Source organism: Aquisalimonas sp. APHAB1-3, assembly GCF_048323695.1.
Classification (GTDB): Bacteria; Pseudomonadota; Gammaproteobacteria; order Nitrococcales; family Aquisalimonadaceae; genus Aquisalimonas.
The window spans coordinates 313,634-326,255 of the sequence record NZ_JBLWFT010000001.1 but is presented as its reverse complement, the minus strand read 5'-3'; the positions used below and the strand labels follow the sequence as shown (position 1 = coordinate 326,255).

Genomic DNA, 12,622 nt, shown 5'->3' with positions numbered 1-12,622 from the left:
ACGCCCGCGTTCTGCCGCACACGTCGCGATTCTGACGGTCCATGCAAACGCCCTGTCACTCTGTCCAGTCGGCAAGGCGTGCCTTCAACTTGAGCATGATCCGCCCGTGAATCTGACTGACCCGGGATTCCGTCACCCCGAGCACCTCGCCGATCTCACGCAGGTTCAGCTCCTGTTCGTAGTAGAGGGACATCACCAGCTGCTCACGTTCAGGCAGCGTCCCGATGGCCTCGGCCAGGGACTGACGAAACCCGGCCTCCTGGATATGCTGCTCCGGCCCTTCGTCATCGCCCTCATGTTCCCGTGTCTCGCCGGTTGCCGGCGAGACTTCATCCAGGCTGAAGAGCTTGGCGCTGGAGACATCGCGCAGGGTCTGGTGATATTCATCGGCGCTCATGCCGAGCTCTTCCATGACTTCGCTGTCCCGGGCGTCGCGCCCTGCGCGGTTCTCGATCTCGCGCACGGCCTGCGCCACCTCCCGGCCACGGCGGTGCACGGAGCGCGGGGTCCAGTCGAGCCGCCGGATCTCGTCGAGCATGGCCCCGCGAATGCGAATCCCGGCATATGTCGGAAAACTGGCGCCGTGGGACGAATCGAACTGCCGGGCCGCTTCCAGAAGCCCGATCATGCCGGCCTGGATCAGATCCTCCAGTTGCACGGACTCGGGCAACCTGGCCAGCAGGTGGTGTGCAATCCGCTTGACCAGCGGCGCGTGCTGAACGACCAGGTCGTTCTCGCCGGTCTGCGCCTGTACCTGCGAGTACGCTGCGGCGCGCGAACTCATGAAAGCACCTCCCCCGCTTCACCACTGTACTGAATGAGACGTTCCACGAAGAACTCGAGATGCCCCTCCGCCCGGCTGGGCATGGGCAGCCGATCGACGCGCTTGGCCAACTCCCGGAAGGCCCGGGCCGACGGGCTACCTGGGTAGAGCGTGGTCACCGCCTGCTGCTGCTGCACCGCCCGCCGCTGTGCATCGTCGTTGGGAATACCGCCCATGTAGGCGACGGTCAGATCCAGGTAGCGCTCACAAACCCGCAGCAGTTTGGCATACAACTCCTGCCCCTGTGCCGCGTTGGCAATCATGTTGGCCACCATATGGACGCGGTGGACGCCGAAATCGCGGTTGAGCACCTTGATCAGTGCGTACGCATCCGTGATGGACGAGGGCTCGTCGCAAGCCACCACCAGCACCTCGCGCGCCGCCCGGGCAAACGTGAGCACACTGTCGGCGATGCCCGCGGCGGTGTCGATGATCAGATAGTCCCAATCGCCGGTGAGCTCGCTGAAGCTCCGGATCAGCCCCACCTGCTCCGCCGCGCTCAGGGCCGCCATTCCCTTGACGCCCGAGGACGCCGGGATAATCTGCACGCCGCCGGGCCCATCGATCAGAATGTCGTCCAGCTCCACCTGACCCGACAGGACGTGGGACAGATTGTGCCGCGTCTCAAGACCCAAGAGCACGTCCACGTTGGCAAGCCCGAGATCCGCATCCATGAGCAGGACGCGGTTGCCAGCGCTCGCCAGTGAGGCGGCCAGATTGACGGACACACTGGTCTTGCCCACCCCGCCCTTGCCACTGGCAATGGCGATGACCTTGACCCGCGTCAGACTCGGTGCCTGATCCATTAACGCTGTGCTCTTTGTTCTTTCATGGCGCACTCCCGGCACTACCACTGTCACGCAGGAGCCCCGTGGGCGTGAGCCCCTCAGTGCGACCCGCCCACCGAGAAGGTCACGGCCATCTGCTCGTCGTCCACTTCCTGGCCATACTCTTCCACCAGTTTCAGCGCGTCCTGCACCAGGTGGCCGGCATCGGCCGGCATCAGATCCTCCGGCACCCGCTGCCCGTTCCCCAGGAAACTCACCGGCAACCGATGCCGCAGCAGCACGGTCAGCGCCGCCCCCAGACTGGCGGCGTCGTCCGTCTTGGTGAGAATACAGCCGGACGGCTCCACCCCGCCGTACGACTTGACCGTCGCGCTCAGCGCCGCCAGCTGCGTGTTCGCGGACAGCACCAGGTAGCTACGGATACGGTCACCCACACCCTTGAGGGTGGTGAACTGCTCCGCGAGCCGCATGTCCCGTTGGCTTACACCAGCGGTATCCACCAGCACCAGGCGCTTGTCGGAGAGATCGGCGAGCACCGTCTCCAGCTCTTCGGCGGAATTCGCGGTCTGCACGGTCACGCCAAGGATGCGCGCAAAATTGCGCAGCTGATCCTGGGCGCCGATCCGGACATTGTCCGTGCTGACCAGAGCCACCTTGTGGCGGCCGTGACGCAGCGCGAACTGCGCGGCGAGCTTGGCCACCGTGGTGGTCTTGCCCACGCCTGTCGGGCCCACGAGCGCCACCACGCCGCCGCGCTCGAGCAGGTCGTCCTTCCTGACCGGCAGATGCCGCTTGACCGTGTGCAGCGCCTGCCGCAGAGCCAGCTCCGGCTCCAGCTTCTCGTCAACCCGATTGGCCAGCTGACGGCAGACATCCGGACCAAACCCGATCTCCGTGAGCTGCCGCAGAAGCGTGGTACGCCCCGGGTGGCTCTTGCCCTGCTGCTGCCACTCCATCATGGAGAGCTGGTTCTCGAACAGGGTCCGCAGCACTTTCAGCTCACTGCGCATGGCCTCCACCGACTCGTCATCACGGCCGGCGGTCTCTTCGGGGCGCTCCGCCCGTTCGGAAACGGATCGCGTTTCCGTCACCGGCGCCGGTTCGGCACGCCCCCTGTTGAGGTCGTCTTCCGTCAACGGGTCGTCCACGTGGACGTCAATCCGCTGACGGCGTCCGCCAGACGACTCACCGATACCGGACTGCTGCCGCGCGCGCCGCAGCATCTCGGTGAAATCGGCGCTGGCCCCGGATTCCGCAGCAGGGGCCGCGCGATCGCGCGTCGAGGGCGATACCCGGCGGTCATCCCGGTCCGCCTGCTCACGCAGGCTGTCCTCGTCGAAGTCCATGGCGGCGATCACCTCGACGCCCTGGTCACGCTCGCGGGTGGACAGGATCACCGCCTCCGGCCCGATTTCTTCCCGGACCCGGCGAATCCCCTGGCGGATGGTATCGGCGTGGATGCGCTTAATCTTCATGAATTCACCTTAACTGCCCTGAGCCACCTGTTGTTGACCGATGGACGCCACGATTTTGACTCGTTTCTCGTCCGGCACTTCGTTGTACGAGAGGACGTTGAGTCCTTCGACGTTGTGCCGGGTCAGACGCGAGATCCAGCTTCGCAGTTGCGGCGCCGTCAGCAGTACTGCCGGCTGGTTCGCAACCTCCTGACGCTGCGCGGAATCCGCGAGGGACCGCTGCAGGCGGTCCGCCAGTCCAGGTTCGAGGCCGGCCGTGCCGTCTCCGTTGCCCTGTACTGAGCTAAGCAATAACTGTTCCAGTTGCGGATCCAGCGTGATCACCGGCAGCTCGTCCGACATGCCGGCCACGTTCTGCACGATCATCCGGCCCAGCGCTTCGCGCACGCGGGCGGTCAGCGCAGACGGATCCTTGACGGCCTGGCCATGCTCCGCCAGCGTCTCCACGATGGTGCGCATGTCGCGGATGGGAATCCGTTCCTCGAGCAGGTTCTGCAGCACGCGCACCACGGTCGACAGCGGCAGCGTGTTGGGCACCAGCTCCTCGACCAGCTTGGGCTGCTTGCGGGCGAGAATGTCCAGCAGCTTCTGCACCTCTTCGTGCCCGAGCAGCTCATGGGCGTGGGACTGGATGATCTGGCTCAGGTGCGTTGCCGCCACGGTGCTGGCATCCACGACCGTGTAGCCGTGGCTCTGGGCCAAATCGCGCTGGGACGGCTCGATCCATACTGCATCGAGGCCGAACGCCGGGTCACGGGCCACCTGCCCCTTCACTTCGCCGCTCACTGACCCCGGATTGATGGCCATCTCACGGCTCGGCTGCAGCTCCGCCTCGGCCATGGGCACACCCAGCACGCTCACCCGGTAGCTGTTCGGGCCGAGATCGAGGTTGTCCCGTATGTGCACGGACGGCACCAGAAAGCCAAGATCCTGGGAGACCTTCTTGCGCACGCCCTTGATCCTGTTCAGCAGCTGGCCGCCCTGGTTGCGATCCACAAGCGGTATAAGGCCGTACCCCACCTCCAGTCCGACTGTATCCACGGGTGGCACGTCATCCCAGGTGAGTTCCTGGTTCTCGCTGCCCTGGGTCGCGACCGGGGCACCCCCCTCGCCACCGCCGGAGCCGCCCGCGGCCCGCCCGGACTGGGCGCCGCGCGCCGGTTTGGCCGCAGGCTCCACCGCCTCTTCGGCGAGCGGATTGTTGTGGATGCGCCAAGCGAAGAAGCCGGCAATGCCCGCCAGCGTCAGAAACGCCAGATTGGGCATGCCCGGCACCAGCCCCATCAGGCCCAGCACCGCGGCGCTCACCGCCAGCGCCCTGGGGTTGCCGAGGAGCTGGCGCACCACTTCCCCGGCCATGTCCTGGGAGGACGAGACCCGGGTCACCAGGATGGCGGTGCCGGTGGAGAGCACGAGGGAGGGGATCTGCGCCACCAGACCGTCACCGATGGTGAGCAGCGTGTAGTTGTTCATGGCCGACTGGAACGGCATACCGTGCTGGAGGATGCCGATGAACAGACCGCCGATGATATTGATGAACAGGATCAGAATGCCGGCGATGGCGTCGCCGCGCACGAACTTGCTGGCACCGTCCATGGACCCGTAGAAGTCGGCCTCCTGAGCCACCTCATCACGGCGGGTGCGGGCCGTCTCGGAATCGATCAGGCCGGCATTCAGGTCCGCATCGATGGCCATCTGCTTGCCGGGGAGCGCATCCAGCGTGAAACGCGCCGTGACCTCGGAGATCCGCCCTGCGCCCTTGGTCACCACCACGAAGTTGATGATGACCAGAATACCGAACACCACGAGACCCACGGCGTAGTTGCCGCCCACCACGAAATCGCCGAACGCCTGGATCACGTTCCCGGCCGCATCAGTACCGGTATGCCCCTCCAGAAGAATCACGCGCGTTGAGGCGATGTTGAGAGCCAGGCGCAGCAGCGTCGCAATCAGCAGCACCGTGGGGAAGACGGCGAACTCCAGCGGCCGCGGCGTATACACGGCCACCAGCATCACCACCAGCGACAGCGTGATATTGAACGTGAACAGCATGTCCAGCGCCAGCGGCGGCAACGGCACGATCATCATGGCCAGCAGGGCCATGAGCAGAAGCGGCGTTCCCAGTCCGTTGCGCGTGAGCATGCGCAGAGTGTCGAGCACGGCTGTTCCCATGATGGGTTTCCAGATCTCCCGCGCCTTTACGGCGTCAGTGTTTCGGTTGTGTCAGAAAGTTGGCGCCGGCGCTCTCAGTGGCGTGCCGCCTCCGGACCGTCGCCGTCGTTCGTCGTGTACTTGGCGAAATCGTCCGGAACACCGGGGTCGGGGCGCTGCGGGCGCTGTCCGCCCTGCCTGCGCGCTGTCTGCAGCTGGTAGATGTAGGCCAGCACCTGCGCCACCGACATGTAGAGCCCCGCGGGGATTTCCTGCTCCAGGTCGGCGGTGTGATACAAGGCCCGTGCCAACGGCGGCGCTTCGAACAGCGGGATCTCGTTTTCCTCGGCGACCTCGCGGATGCGCAGCGCCAGCACATCGATGCCCTTGGCCACGACCTGCGGGGCGCGCATGCGCTCCTGGTCGTAGCGCAGGGCGATGGCAAAGTGGGTGGGGTTGGTGACAACCACGTCGGCCTTGGGGACGTTCTCCATCATCCGCCCCTGGGCGATCTCGTTCTGCAACTGCTTGATCTTCTGCTTGACCTCGGGCTTGCCCATGGTCTCCTTGCTCTCGTCCTTGACCTCCTGCTTGGTCATCTTGAGCTTCTGGGTGTGGTCCCAGAGCTGGTAGGGAATGTCCACAAGCGCAACGAGGATCAACGAGGACGCCAGGGCGAAAAACGCCCAGAAGAACAGCGTGGCGCCGTGCAACATGCCCTGATGCAGGGGCTCCGTGGTAATGCCCTGGATGCGCTGATGCATGGCCCAGAACAGCATCAGCGCCACGCTCATGACCACCAGCACCTTGGCCAGGGCCTTCACCAGCTCGATGAGCGCCTTGGTGCCGAACATGCGCCCGAGCCCCTTGATCGGGCTCATCTTCTCCAGCTTGGGCGCCATTCCCTTGGCGCTCATGGTCCATCCACCCATGAGCGCCGGCGTGAGCATCGCGGCGACCAGCATCACGAGCGCGAACGGCGCCACCGCCTTGAGGCCCACCCAGATGGCCTCGCGCAGGTAGTAAAAGGGCGCCTCCGGATCGTAGACGTCCTCCCGGTCAATGCGGAATGCCAGATTGAAGGCCTCGAACAACTGCCCCGCCATATAGCTGCCGAAGATCAGCAGCCCGCCGGCGCCCAGTACCATGATCATGGTGGTATTCAGCTCGCGCGATCGGGGAACCTGGCCTTTGTCCTTGGCATCCTGGCGCCGTTTCGGTGTCGGCTCTTCTGTTTTCTCCTGACCGTTCTCGCTCTCACCGGCCATGACGTGACTCCGACGCTCTCAAGGGACGGCTCATGCATTTGCAAGAACCGATCCAGGCAGTTTGATCAGTTGGTGCCGATGATGGTGCCGATGGTCTGGAAGGCGTGACTCCAGATGCCGGACATGCGGCCGGGCAGCGAAGGGATGATGATGGTCATGATGGCGATGTACCCCACCAGCATGGTCACTGGAAAACCCACGGAGAAGATGTTCATCTGCGGCGCAGCCCGGGTCATCACGCCCAGCGACAGGTAGACCAGCAGCAGCAGGACCACCGCGGGCAACGCAATCAGCACGGCCCCCGCGTACATGTGCACGCCCCACTCCGCCACCGTGCGGAGATCCTCCTGCACCAGCCCCTCGGTGCCCACTGGCATGACCCGGAAACTCTCGGCCATGAGTTCGATCAGCATCAGGTGAACACCCATGACCAGGAACAGCAGCGTCACCAGCACAATCAGGAACTGGGAGACCACCGGCGTGGACTGCCCCGTGACCGGATCCACCATGTTGGCAAAACCCAGCCCCATGGACAGCGCAATGCTCTCGCCGGCAATGCTCGCGGTCTGCAACGCAAGGGCGATGAGCAGCCCCATGCACATGCCGATCAGGACCTGCTGGAGACAGATCAGAAACCACTCCGCGGACAGCGGCTCCACCTCCGGTCCCAGCCCGGACACGGGCATGACACCCACAGTCAGGGCCACGGCGAACAGCAGCCGGATACGCGCGGACACCTGCTGATCACTGAAGACCGGCGCCAGCATGACCATGGCCCCGATGCGCATGAACGGCCAGAAAAAGGCGCCGATCCAGGCCATGGCTTCGGCGGAGGTGAAGGTCACGCCATCTCTCCGCCGGTCAGCCGATCCAGGACGGCACGTTCATGAACAGATTGCGCGTGAAGTCCAGCAGCACACTGAGCATCCAGGGCGATGCAATGAAAAGCGTGATCACGAGCGTACCCAGCTTGGGCACGAAACTCAGCGTCTGTTCGTTGATCTGGGTCGCCGCCTGGAACATGCCGATGATCAGGCCGGTGATCAGCGCCACCAGCAGGATCGGCCCGGCGAGCTGCACGGCGACCCACAGCGCTTCCATTCCCAGGTTGATGGCAAAGTCAGGACTCATGGCGCCCCCTAGAAGAAACTGGCTGCGAGCGTGCCCATGATCAGCGACCACCCGTCCACCAGGACGAACAGCATGATCTTGAAGGGCAGGGAGATGATCATGGGCGAGAGCATGAGCATGCCCATGGACATGAGCGTACTGGAGACCACCAGGTCCACCACCAGGAAGGGCAGATAGAGGATGAACCCGATCTGGAACGCCGTCTTCAGCTCGCTGGTCATGAAAGCCGGCACCAGCACGGTGAACGGCACTTCTTCAATGGACTCCACCTCGCCGGTGTTGGAGATGCGCAGGAACATGGCCAGATCCTCGTCGCGGGTCTGGCTGGCCATGAAGTCCCGGAACGGCTCCTGCGCCGCATCCAGCGCTTCCTCAGGGGTGATCTCTTCGGCGAGATAGGGCTCCACGGCGTTGTTGTAGGTCTCCTCCAGCACCGGCGTCATGACGAACAGTGTCAGGAAGAAAGCGAGACCCACGAGCACCTGGTTGGACGGCGTCTGCGAGGTGCCGATGGCCTGCCGCAGAATGCCCAGGACGATGATGATGCGGGTGAAGGCGGTCATCATCAGAATCGCCGCCGGCAGCATGGTCAGCAGCGTCATCAGCAGGAGAACCTGCAACGTCACGCTGTAGGTCTGACCATCCTCGCCATCCTCCACGGTCAGCGCCTCGATGCCGCCGATCTGGGCGTGGGTCAGCGCCGGGAAGAGGAGTAGCAGTAGTGGCAGAAATCCGGGTAGTAGTCGACGAATCATTGCTGACGCTTCTCGTCTGGCCGCATCACCTGACGCAGCCGTTGCGCGAACGGGGAACCCTGCTGACCCGGCGCGCCCTGGCGCACCGCATCACCGGAGGCCCCTTCCAGGGGCTTGTCCAGTACATGCAAAGTCTGTACCCGTCCGGGCGCAACCCCGACGAGAAGCTGTTGTTCGCCGACCTGAAGCAGGACGACACGCTCGCGTGTTCCGACAGAAACCCCGCCCAGCACACGCAACTGACCGGAAGACCCCGTACCGTAGTTGCCGAAACGGCGCATGGCCCAGCCCAGTGCCACAACCACCAGCAGCACCACCACAAGACCGATCACCACGCGCGTCAGCGCCGCGGCATCCACCCCGGGGCCGCCCTCCGCCTCGCCGGCCAGCAACGCTCCGGACGCCAGAAAATTGGCGCATACCAGCACAGCGCCGGAGATCAGGCGCGCAGGCTGGCGGAATCGGCGGCTCAGGTTCCGGATGGCGACTACCCCTGTTCGAACTGTTGCGATGCGACCCCGGCCGATCGAGGTATGACTCGCGGACCTGAAGGTCCGCCCTACTCTGACGTTCCCGACGCATCCGCGGTGATTCGGCCAGCATGGTTCAATCTGCGTAGGGTGGACCTTCAGGTCCACCTTTGGCCATGACACGCCCCCGATCGGCGCCGGGCTCGCGGACCTGAAGGTCCGCACTACGTTTTACTTCAGTTTCTTCACCCGCTCCTGGGGGCTGATGACATCGGTGAGGCGGATACCGAAGCGGTCGTTGACTACCACCACCTCACCATGAGCGATCAGGGTGCCGTTGACCAGCACATCCAGCGGCTCGCCTGCCAGACGGTCCAGCTCCACCACCGAGCCCTGGTTGAGCTGCAGCAGATGACGGATGCTGATCTTGGTGCGCCCGATCTCCATGGCAAGGTTTACCGGAATATCCATGATGACGTCGAGGTTGACGTTCTCGTCGTCCACCTCCGTGCTCTCGTCATGGAGCGTATCCATGCCCGGTGGCTTCATGCCGCCGCCCTGAGCTTCCGCACCCGACGCCTCGGCGGCCGGCTCCTGCGCTTCCCCGGACTGGGCAGCCGCCTCTTCGGCCATGGCGCCTTCCTGTTCAGTCTTCTGATCGTCCTCGCTCATTCTGCTTGCTCCTCAACGCCAGCGGCCCCTCGGGCTCGGGGGCGTTAATCTGTTCGGTAATCTTGATGCCGACATTCCCGTTGGAAACCCCGTAGTGGCCACGCAGCACGGGGATGCCTTCGGCTTCGATGGTGACGACCTCCGGTATCTCGCAGGGAATCACGTCGCCGGGCTTCATCCGCTGCAGGTCACGCAGGCTGATCTGCACATTGGACAGCGTACTGGTGAGTTCCACCTCGGCGCCCTTCATCTCCTCGCGCAGGGAGCGGGTCCAGCGTTCATCCACCTCATTGCGGTCGCTCTGCACGCCGGCATTGAGCTGATCGCGGATCGGCTCGACGTTGGTGTAGGGGATGGCGAGCTGGAACTCGCCGGACCCACCGTCCAGCTCCACATTGAAGCGGCAGACCACCACTACTTCCGACGGGCTGACGATGTTGGCGAACTGCGGATTCACCTCGGAGTTCATGTACTCGAACTCCATGGGCAGCACCGGCGCCCACGCTTCCTGGAGGTCCTCGAAGGCCTGGTTGAGCACCATGCGGATGACCCGCCATTCGGTGCCGGTGAACTCCCGGCCCTCGATCTTGGTGTAGTAGCGGCCGTCACCGCCAAAGAAGTTGTCCACCACCACGAAGACGAGCTTGGGATCGATCACACACAGCGCCATGCCGCGCAGGGGGTGCATGCGAACGATGTTGAGACTCGTCGGCACGTACAACGTGTGGACGTACTCGCCGAACTTCATCATGTCCACGCCCTGGACAGACACTTCCGGCGTCCGGCGGAGCATGTTGAACAGGCCAATACGGAACAGCCGCGCAAAGCGCTCGTTGATCATCTCCAGCGTCGGCATGCGCCCGCGGACGATGCGCTCCTGATGCTGGAAATCGAACGGCCTGAGCTCGCCGCGCGGCGCGCGCTCGTTCTCGGAATCAACCTTGCCGTCATCGACGCCGTGCAGCAGCGCGTCGATTTCGTCCTGGCTGAGTATGTCCTCCTGGGCCATAAGCTATTGCGTCACGAAGTTGGTGAAATAAACAGCCTCGACGTGAGGCCAATGACCTTCTTCTTCCAGTACGCTGTTGATCTCTTCCAGGGCCTCTTCCCGCAGGGCATTCTTGCCCTCGCTGGAGGTGATGTCCTCGAACTGCTGGTCGCCGAAGAGGTTGATGAGATTGTTGCGGATCAGCGGCATGTGCTCCTCCACGCTGTCCAGAATCTCCTCGTCCCGCGACATGACCTGCAACCGTGCCTGCAGGATGGCACGCCGGCCGTCTTCCCGCGAGATATTGACGGTAATGGCGTCTTCCATCTCCAGGTACCGGGCCGGCCCGCGCGCCGGGGCCGGCGGCCGCTCCTCGCCGGACTCGTCCTCTGCCACCTCTTCCACATTATTCCCGCCGTTGCCCAGCGGCGAGATCACGCCGGTCAGGTACAGCGCCGCAGCGGTTCCCACCGCCAGCAGCAACGCGACCAGAACGACCAGCAGTATCAGTACGAGTTTTCCGGAGCCGCGCTGAGCGGCCTTGCTGGTGACACGCATGCCCTCTCCCTTCTGTTCTCCCCGCGAATCCCGGGGCTCTTGCACCCTATTCCTGACAGGTTATCGGCACCGCAACCGGTGACTGGAGCCCCGCGGAGCGCCGGTTCGTCACCGGATCATGCGTAGTGGTCCACCAGCCCGCGACGAATCCGGTCGCTGTCCAGGGCCACGCCATCCTCGTCCTCTTCGGACTCGGCGCCGTCACCGGTGTCCCCGCGGGCGAACCCCTCGGCCAGCTCGGTCTCGCCCTGCGGATTGCCCGGGTCCTCCTTGCCGACCGAGACTTCCGCATTCTCGATGCCGTTGTCGCTGAGCATCATCCGCAGGCGGGGCAGTTCGGCGTCCAGCGCCTCACGGGTGACGGCGTTCTGGGCCTGGAACGTGATCATGGTCTTGTCGTCACGCATCTGGATGTTCACATCCAGCGGCCCCAGCTCGCGCGGGTTCACCTGGATGCGCGCCTGCTGCACGTTCTGATTCGCCATCATCACCAGGCGCTCGCCGACTGCCTGACCCCAGCCCGACTGATCCATTGACTGGGGCACATTATATGTAGGCATGCCGGTCTGCTGTGGGGCAGCGTTCGCAGTCTGGAAAACCTGCTGGAACTGCAGTTGCGCATGCCTGGCGTTGTCGGACTGCGGCTGCGCCTCGCTGTCACCACTGCGTGCCTGGGCCGGGGCCAGATCCGCCGCCTGCTGGCCCTGGAGCTGTGCGGCACGCATGGACGACTGCGTCAGCGTATCCCGCCGGGCCATCTCCAGGCTGTCCTCGTTGCCGCCCATCTGTCCCGGTATGCCGTTACCGAAACTGAGCATGTCGTTGAGCAGCCCATCGTCGGCACTGCGACCCTGCTCAATGGCCTGGGCGCGGGCACGAATGGCGTCGGCGCGGGCGGCCTCGGTCTGCTGGGTTTCCCGGCGCGCCGCTTCACGCATGAGATCGTCGCGCGGAACACCTTCCGCCGCCAGCGCATCAGCGGGAATCCGGTCTGCCGGCACGCCGGCGTCCACCAGCTCCTGCACCGCAAAGCCTTCGTCCAGCAGTTGCTGAATCGTGGCATCGTCCAGCTCCAGGGGCTGGTCGGCCAGCCCGGCAGGACTGTCCGCCTGCATGACCCTGTCGGCCGGCGGCTCGCCCCTGGGCATGCCGCTTTGCAGCATGGCGTCCGTGGAGACGAACGCCCCACCTTGGCCGTCGGAGGCGGCCATCCGCCCCTGCGGGGCGCCCTGCATCTGCATGCCCTGAAGCTGTTTGCCTGCCTGCGCATCCGGTTGCGTACCCGGCTTGCCCGCCAGCGGCAAGTCCTGACCACCCAGCGGCAAGCCCTTGCCGCCCTGACTGGCGACCCACGCCTCCAGATCCTCGACGGTCAAGCCGGAATCCCGCAGCCCCTCGGTCTCCAGCAACGCCTCCAGAAAGGCGCGGCCGTCCTTGCCATCCGGCGCCGGTCCTTCGCCTTTCTGCCCGTTCATCTCCCTGAACGCGGACTCCAGCAGTTGCAGCCCCTGCATGACATTCTCCCAATGAAGGACGTATTGAC

At 64.6% G+C, this 12,622-nt stretch carries 13 protein-coding genes; all 13 read right to left on the bottom strand.

The window, feature by feature from the left end; all coding sequences use genetic code 11:
* Nucleotides 1–55: 55 nt before the first annotated feature.
* The 13 genes from ACNSTU_RS01520 to ACNSTU_RS01460 all read right to left on the bottom strand — a co-directional run bounded on the left by ACNSTU_RS01520 (nt 56) and on the right by ACNSTU_RS01460 (nt 12,593).
* On the bottom strand, nt 56–784 hold the full coding sequence (locus tag ACNSTU_RS01520) for an RNA polymerase sigma factor FliA (protein ID WP_290631697.1): 729 nt from the start codon (nt 782–784) through the stop codon (nt 56–58).
* Complete coding sequence (locus tag ACNSTU_RS01515) at nt 781–1,629, bottom strand: MinD/ParA family protein (RefSeq protein ID WP_290631699.1); 849 nt, start codon at nt 1,627–1,629, stop codon at nt 781–783. Before ACNSTU_RS01515 ends, ACNSTU_RS01520 begins: the two co-directional genes overlap by 4 nt.
* Nucleotides 1,630–1,709: 80 nt before the next feature.
* Nucleotides 1,710–3,086 carry a flagellar biosynthesis protein FlhF gene (gene flhF, locus ACNSTU_RS01510; RefSeq protein WP_290637017.1) on the bottom strand — a complete coding sequence of 459 codons (1,377 nt, stop codon included), beginning with the start codon at nt 3,084–3,086 and terminating at the stop codon, nt 1,710–1,712.
* 9 nt (nt 3,087–3,095) lie between these two features.
* A complete protein-coding gene (gene flhA / locus ACNSTU_RS01505; RefSeq protein WP_290633362.1) occupies nt 3,096–5,258 on the bottom strand; it encodes a flagellar biosynthesis protein FlhA in 2,163 nt (720 codons plus the stop codon).
* A gap of 74 nt (nt 5,259–5,332) precedes the next feature.
* Complete coding sequence (gene flhB / locus ACNSTU_RS01500) at nt 5,333–6,505, bottom strand: flagellar biosynthesis protein FlhB (RefSeq protein ID WP_290633360.1); 1,173 nt, start codon at nt 6,503–6,505, stop codon at nt 5,333–5,335.
* Between the two features lie 65 nt (nt 6,506–6,570).
* Complete coding sequence (gene fliR, locus ACNSTU_RS01495) at nt 6,571–7,350, bottom strand: flagellar biosynthetic protein FliR (protein WP_290633358.1); 780 nt, start codon at nt 7,348–7,350, stop codon at nt 6,571–6,573.
* A 16-nt stretch (nt 7,351–7,366) separates the two neighbouring features.
* Nucleotides 7,367–7,636 (bottom strand): flagellar biosynthesis protein FliQ, encoded by a 270-nt coding sequence (gene fliQ, locus ACNSTU_RS01490; RefSeq protein ID WP_290633356.1) that lies wholly within the window; start codon nt 7,634–7,636, stop codon nt 7,367–7,369.
* A gap of 8 nt (nt 7,637–7,644) precedes the next feature.
* Nucleotides 7,645–8,391, bottom strand: a complete 747-nt coding sequence (gene fliP / locus ACNSTU_RS01485; RefSeq protein WP_290633354.1) for a flagellar type III secretion system pore protein FliP — start codon at nt 8,389–8,391, stop codon at nt 7,645–7,647.
* Nucleotides 8,388–8,750 (bottom strand): flagellar biosynthetic protein FliO, encoded by a 363-nt coding sequence (gene fliO / locus ACNSTU_RS01480; RefSeq protein ID WP_290633352.1) that lies wholly within the window; start codon nt 8,748–8,750, stop codon nt 8,388–8,390. Before fliO ends, fliP begins: the two co-directional genes overlap by 4 nt.
* A 342-nt stretch (nt 8,751–9,092) precedes the next feature.
* Nucleotides 9,093–9,533 carry a flagellar motor switch protein FliN gene (gene fliN, locus ACNSTU_RS01475; RefSeq protein ID WP_290633350.1) on the bottom strand — a complete coding sequence of 147 codons (441 nt, stop codon included), beginning with the start codon at nt 9,531–9,533 and terminating at the stop codon, nt 9,093–9,095.
* Nucleotides 9,508–10,542, bottom strand: coding sequence for a flagellar motor switch protein FliM (gene fliM, locus ACNSTU_RS01470; protein WP_290633348.1), 1,035 nt, complete (start codon nt 10,540–10,542; stop codon nt 9,508–9,510). Before fliM ends, fliN begins: the two co-directional genes overlap by 26 nt.
* 3 nt (nt 10,543–10,545) lie before the next feature.
* Nucleotides 10,546–11,079, bottom strand: a complete 534-nt coding sequence (locus ACNSTU_RS01465) for a flagellar basal body-associated FliL family protein (RefSeq protein WP_290637015.1) — start codon at nt 11,077–11,079, stop codon at nt 10,546–10,548.
* A gap of 116 nt (nt 11,080–11,195) precedes the next feature.
* Nucleotides 11,196–12,593: a flagellar hook-length control protein FliK gene (locus ACNSTU_RS01460; protein ID WP_290633344.1), complete on the bottom strand. Its 1,398-nt coding sequence runs from the start codon at nt 12,591–12,593 to the stop codon at nt 11,196–11,198.
* Between the last annotated feature and the right edge of the window lie 29 nt (nt 12,594–12,622).

Coding starts and splice junctions, on each gene's coding strand:
- flhA (WP_290633362.1), bottom strand. CDS start 5,258: ATGGGAACAGCCGTGCTCGACACTCTGCGCATGCTCACGCGCAACGGA.
- ACNSTU_RS01515 (WP_290631699.1), bottom strand. CDS start 1,629: ATGGATCAGGCACCGAGTCTGACGCGGGTCAAGGTCATCGCCATTGCC.
- fliP (WP_290633354.1), bottom strand. CDS start 8,391: ATGATTCGTCGACTACTACCCGGATTTCTGCCACTACTGCTACTCCTC.
- fliM (WP_290633348.1), bottom strand. CDS start 10,542: ATGGCCCAGGAGGACATACTCAGCCAGGACGAAATCGACGCGCTGCTG.
- flhF (WP_290637017.1), bottom strand. CDS start 3,086: ATGAAGATTAAGCGCATCCACGCCGATACCATCCGCCAGGGGATTCGC.
- flhB (WP_290633360.1), bottom strand. CDS start 6,505: ATGGCCGGTGAGAGCGAGAACGGTCAGGAGAAAACAGAAGAGCCGACA.
- ACNSTU_RS01520 (WP_290631697.1), bottom strand. CDS start 784: ATGAGTTCGCGCGCCGCAGCGTACTCGCAGGTACAGGCGCAGACCGGC.
- ACNSTU_RS01465 (WP_290637015.1), bottom strand. CDS start 11,079: ATGCGTGTCACCAGCAAGGCCGCTCAGCGCGGCTCCGGAAAACTCGTA.
- fliQ (WP_290633356.1), bottom strand. CDS start 7,636: ATGAGTCCTGACTTTGCCATCAACCTGGGAATGGAAGCGCTGTGGGTC.
- ACNSTU_RS01460 (WP_290633344.1), bottom strand. CDS start 12,593: ATGCAGGGGCTGCAACTGCTGGAGTCCGCGTTCAGGGAGATGAACGGG.
- fliN (WP_290633350.1), bottom strand. CDS start 9,533: ATGAGCGAGGACGATCAGAAGACTGAACAGGAAGGCGCCATGGCCGAA.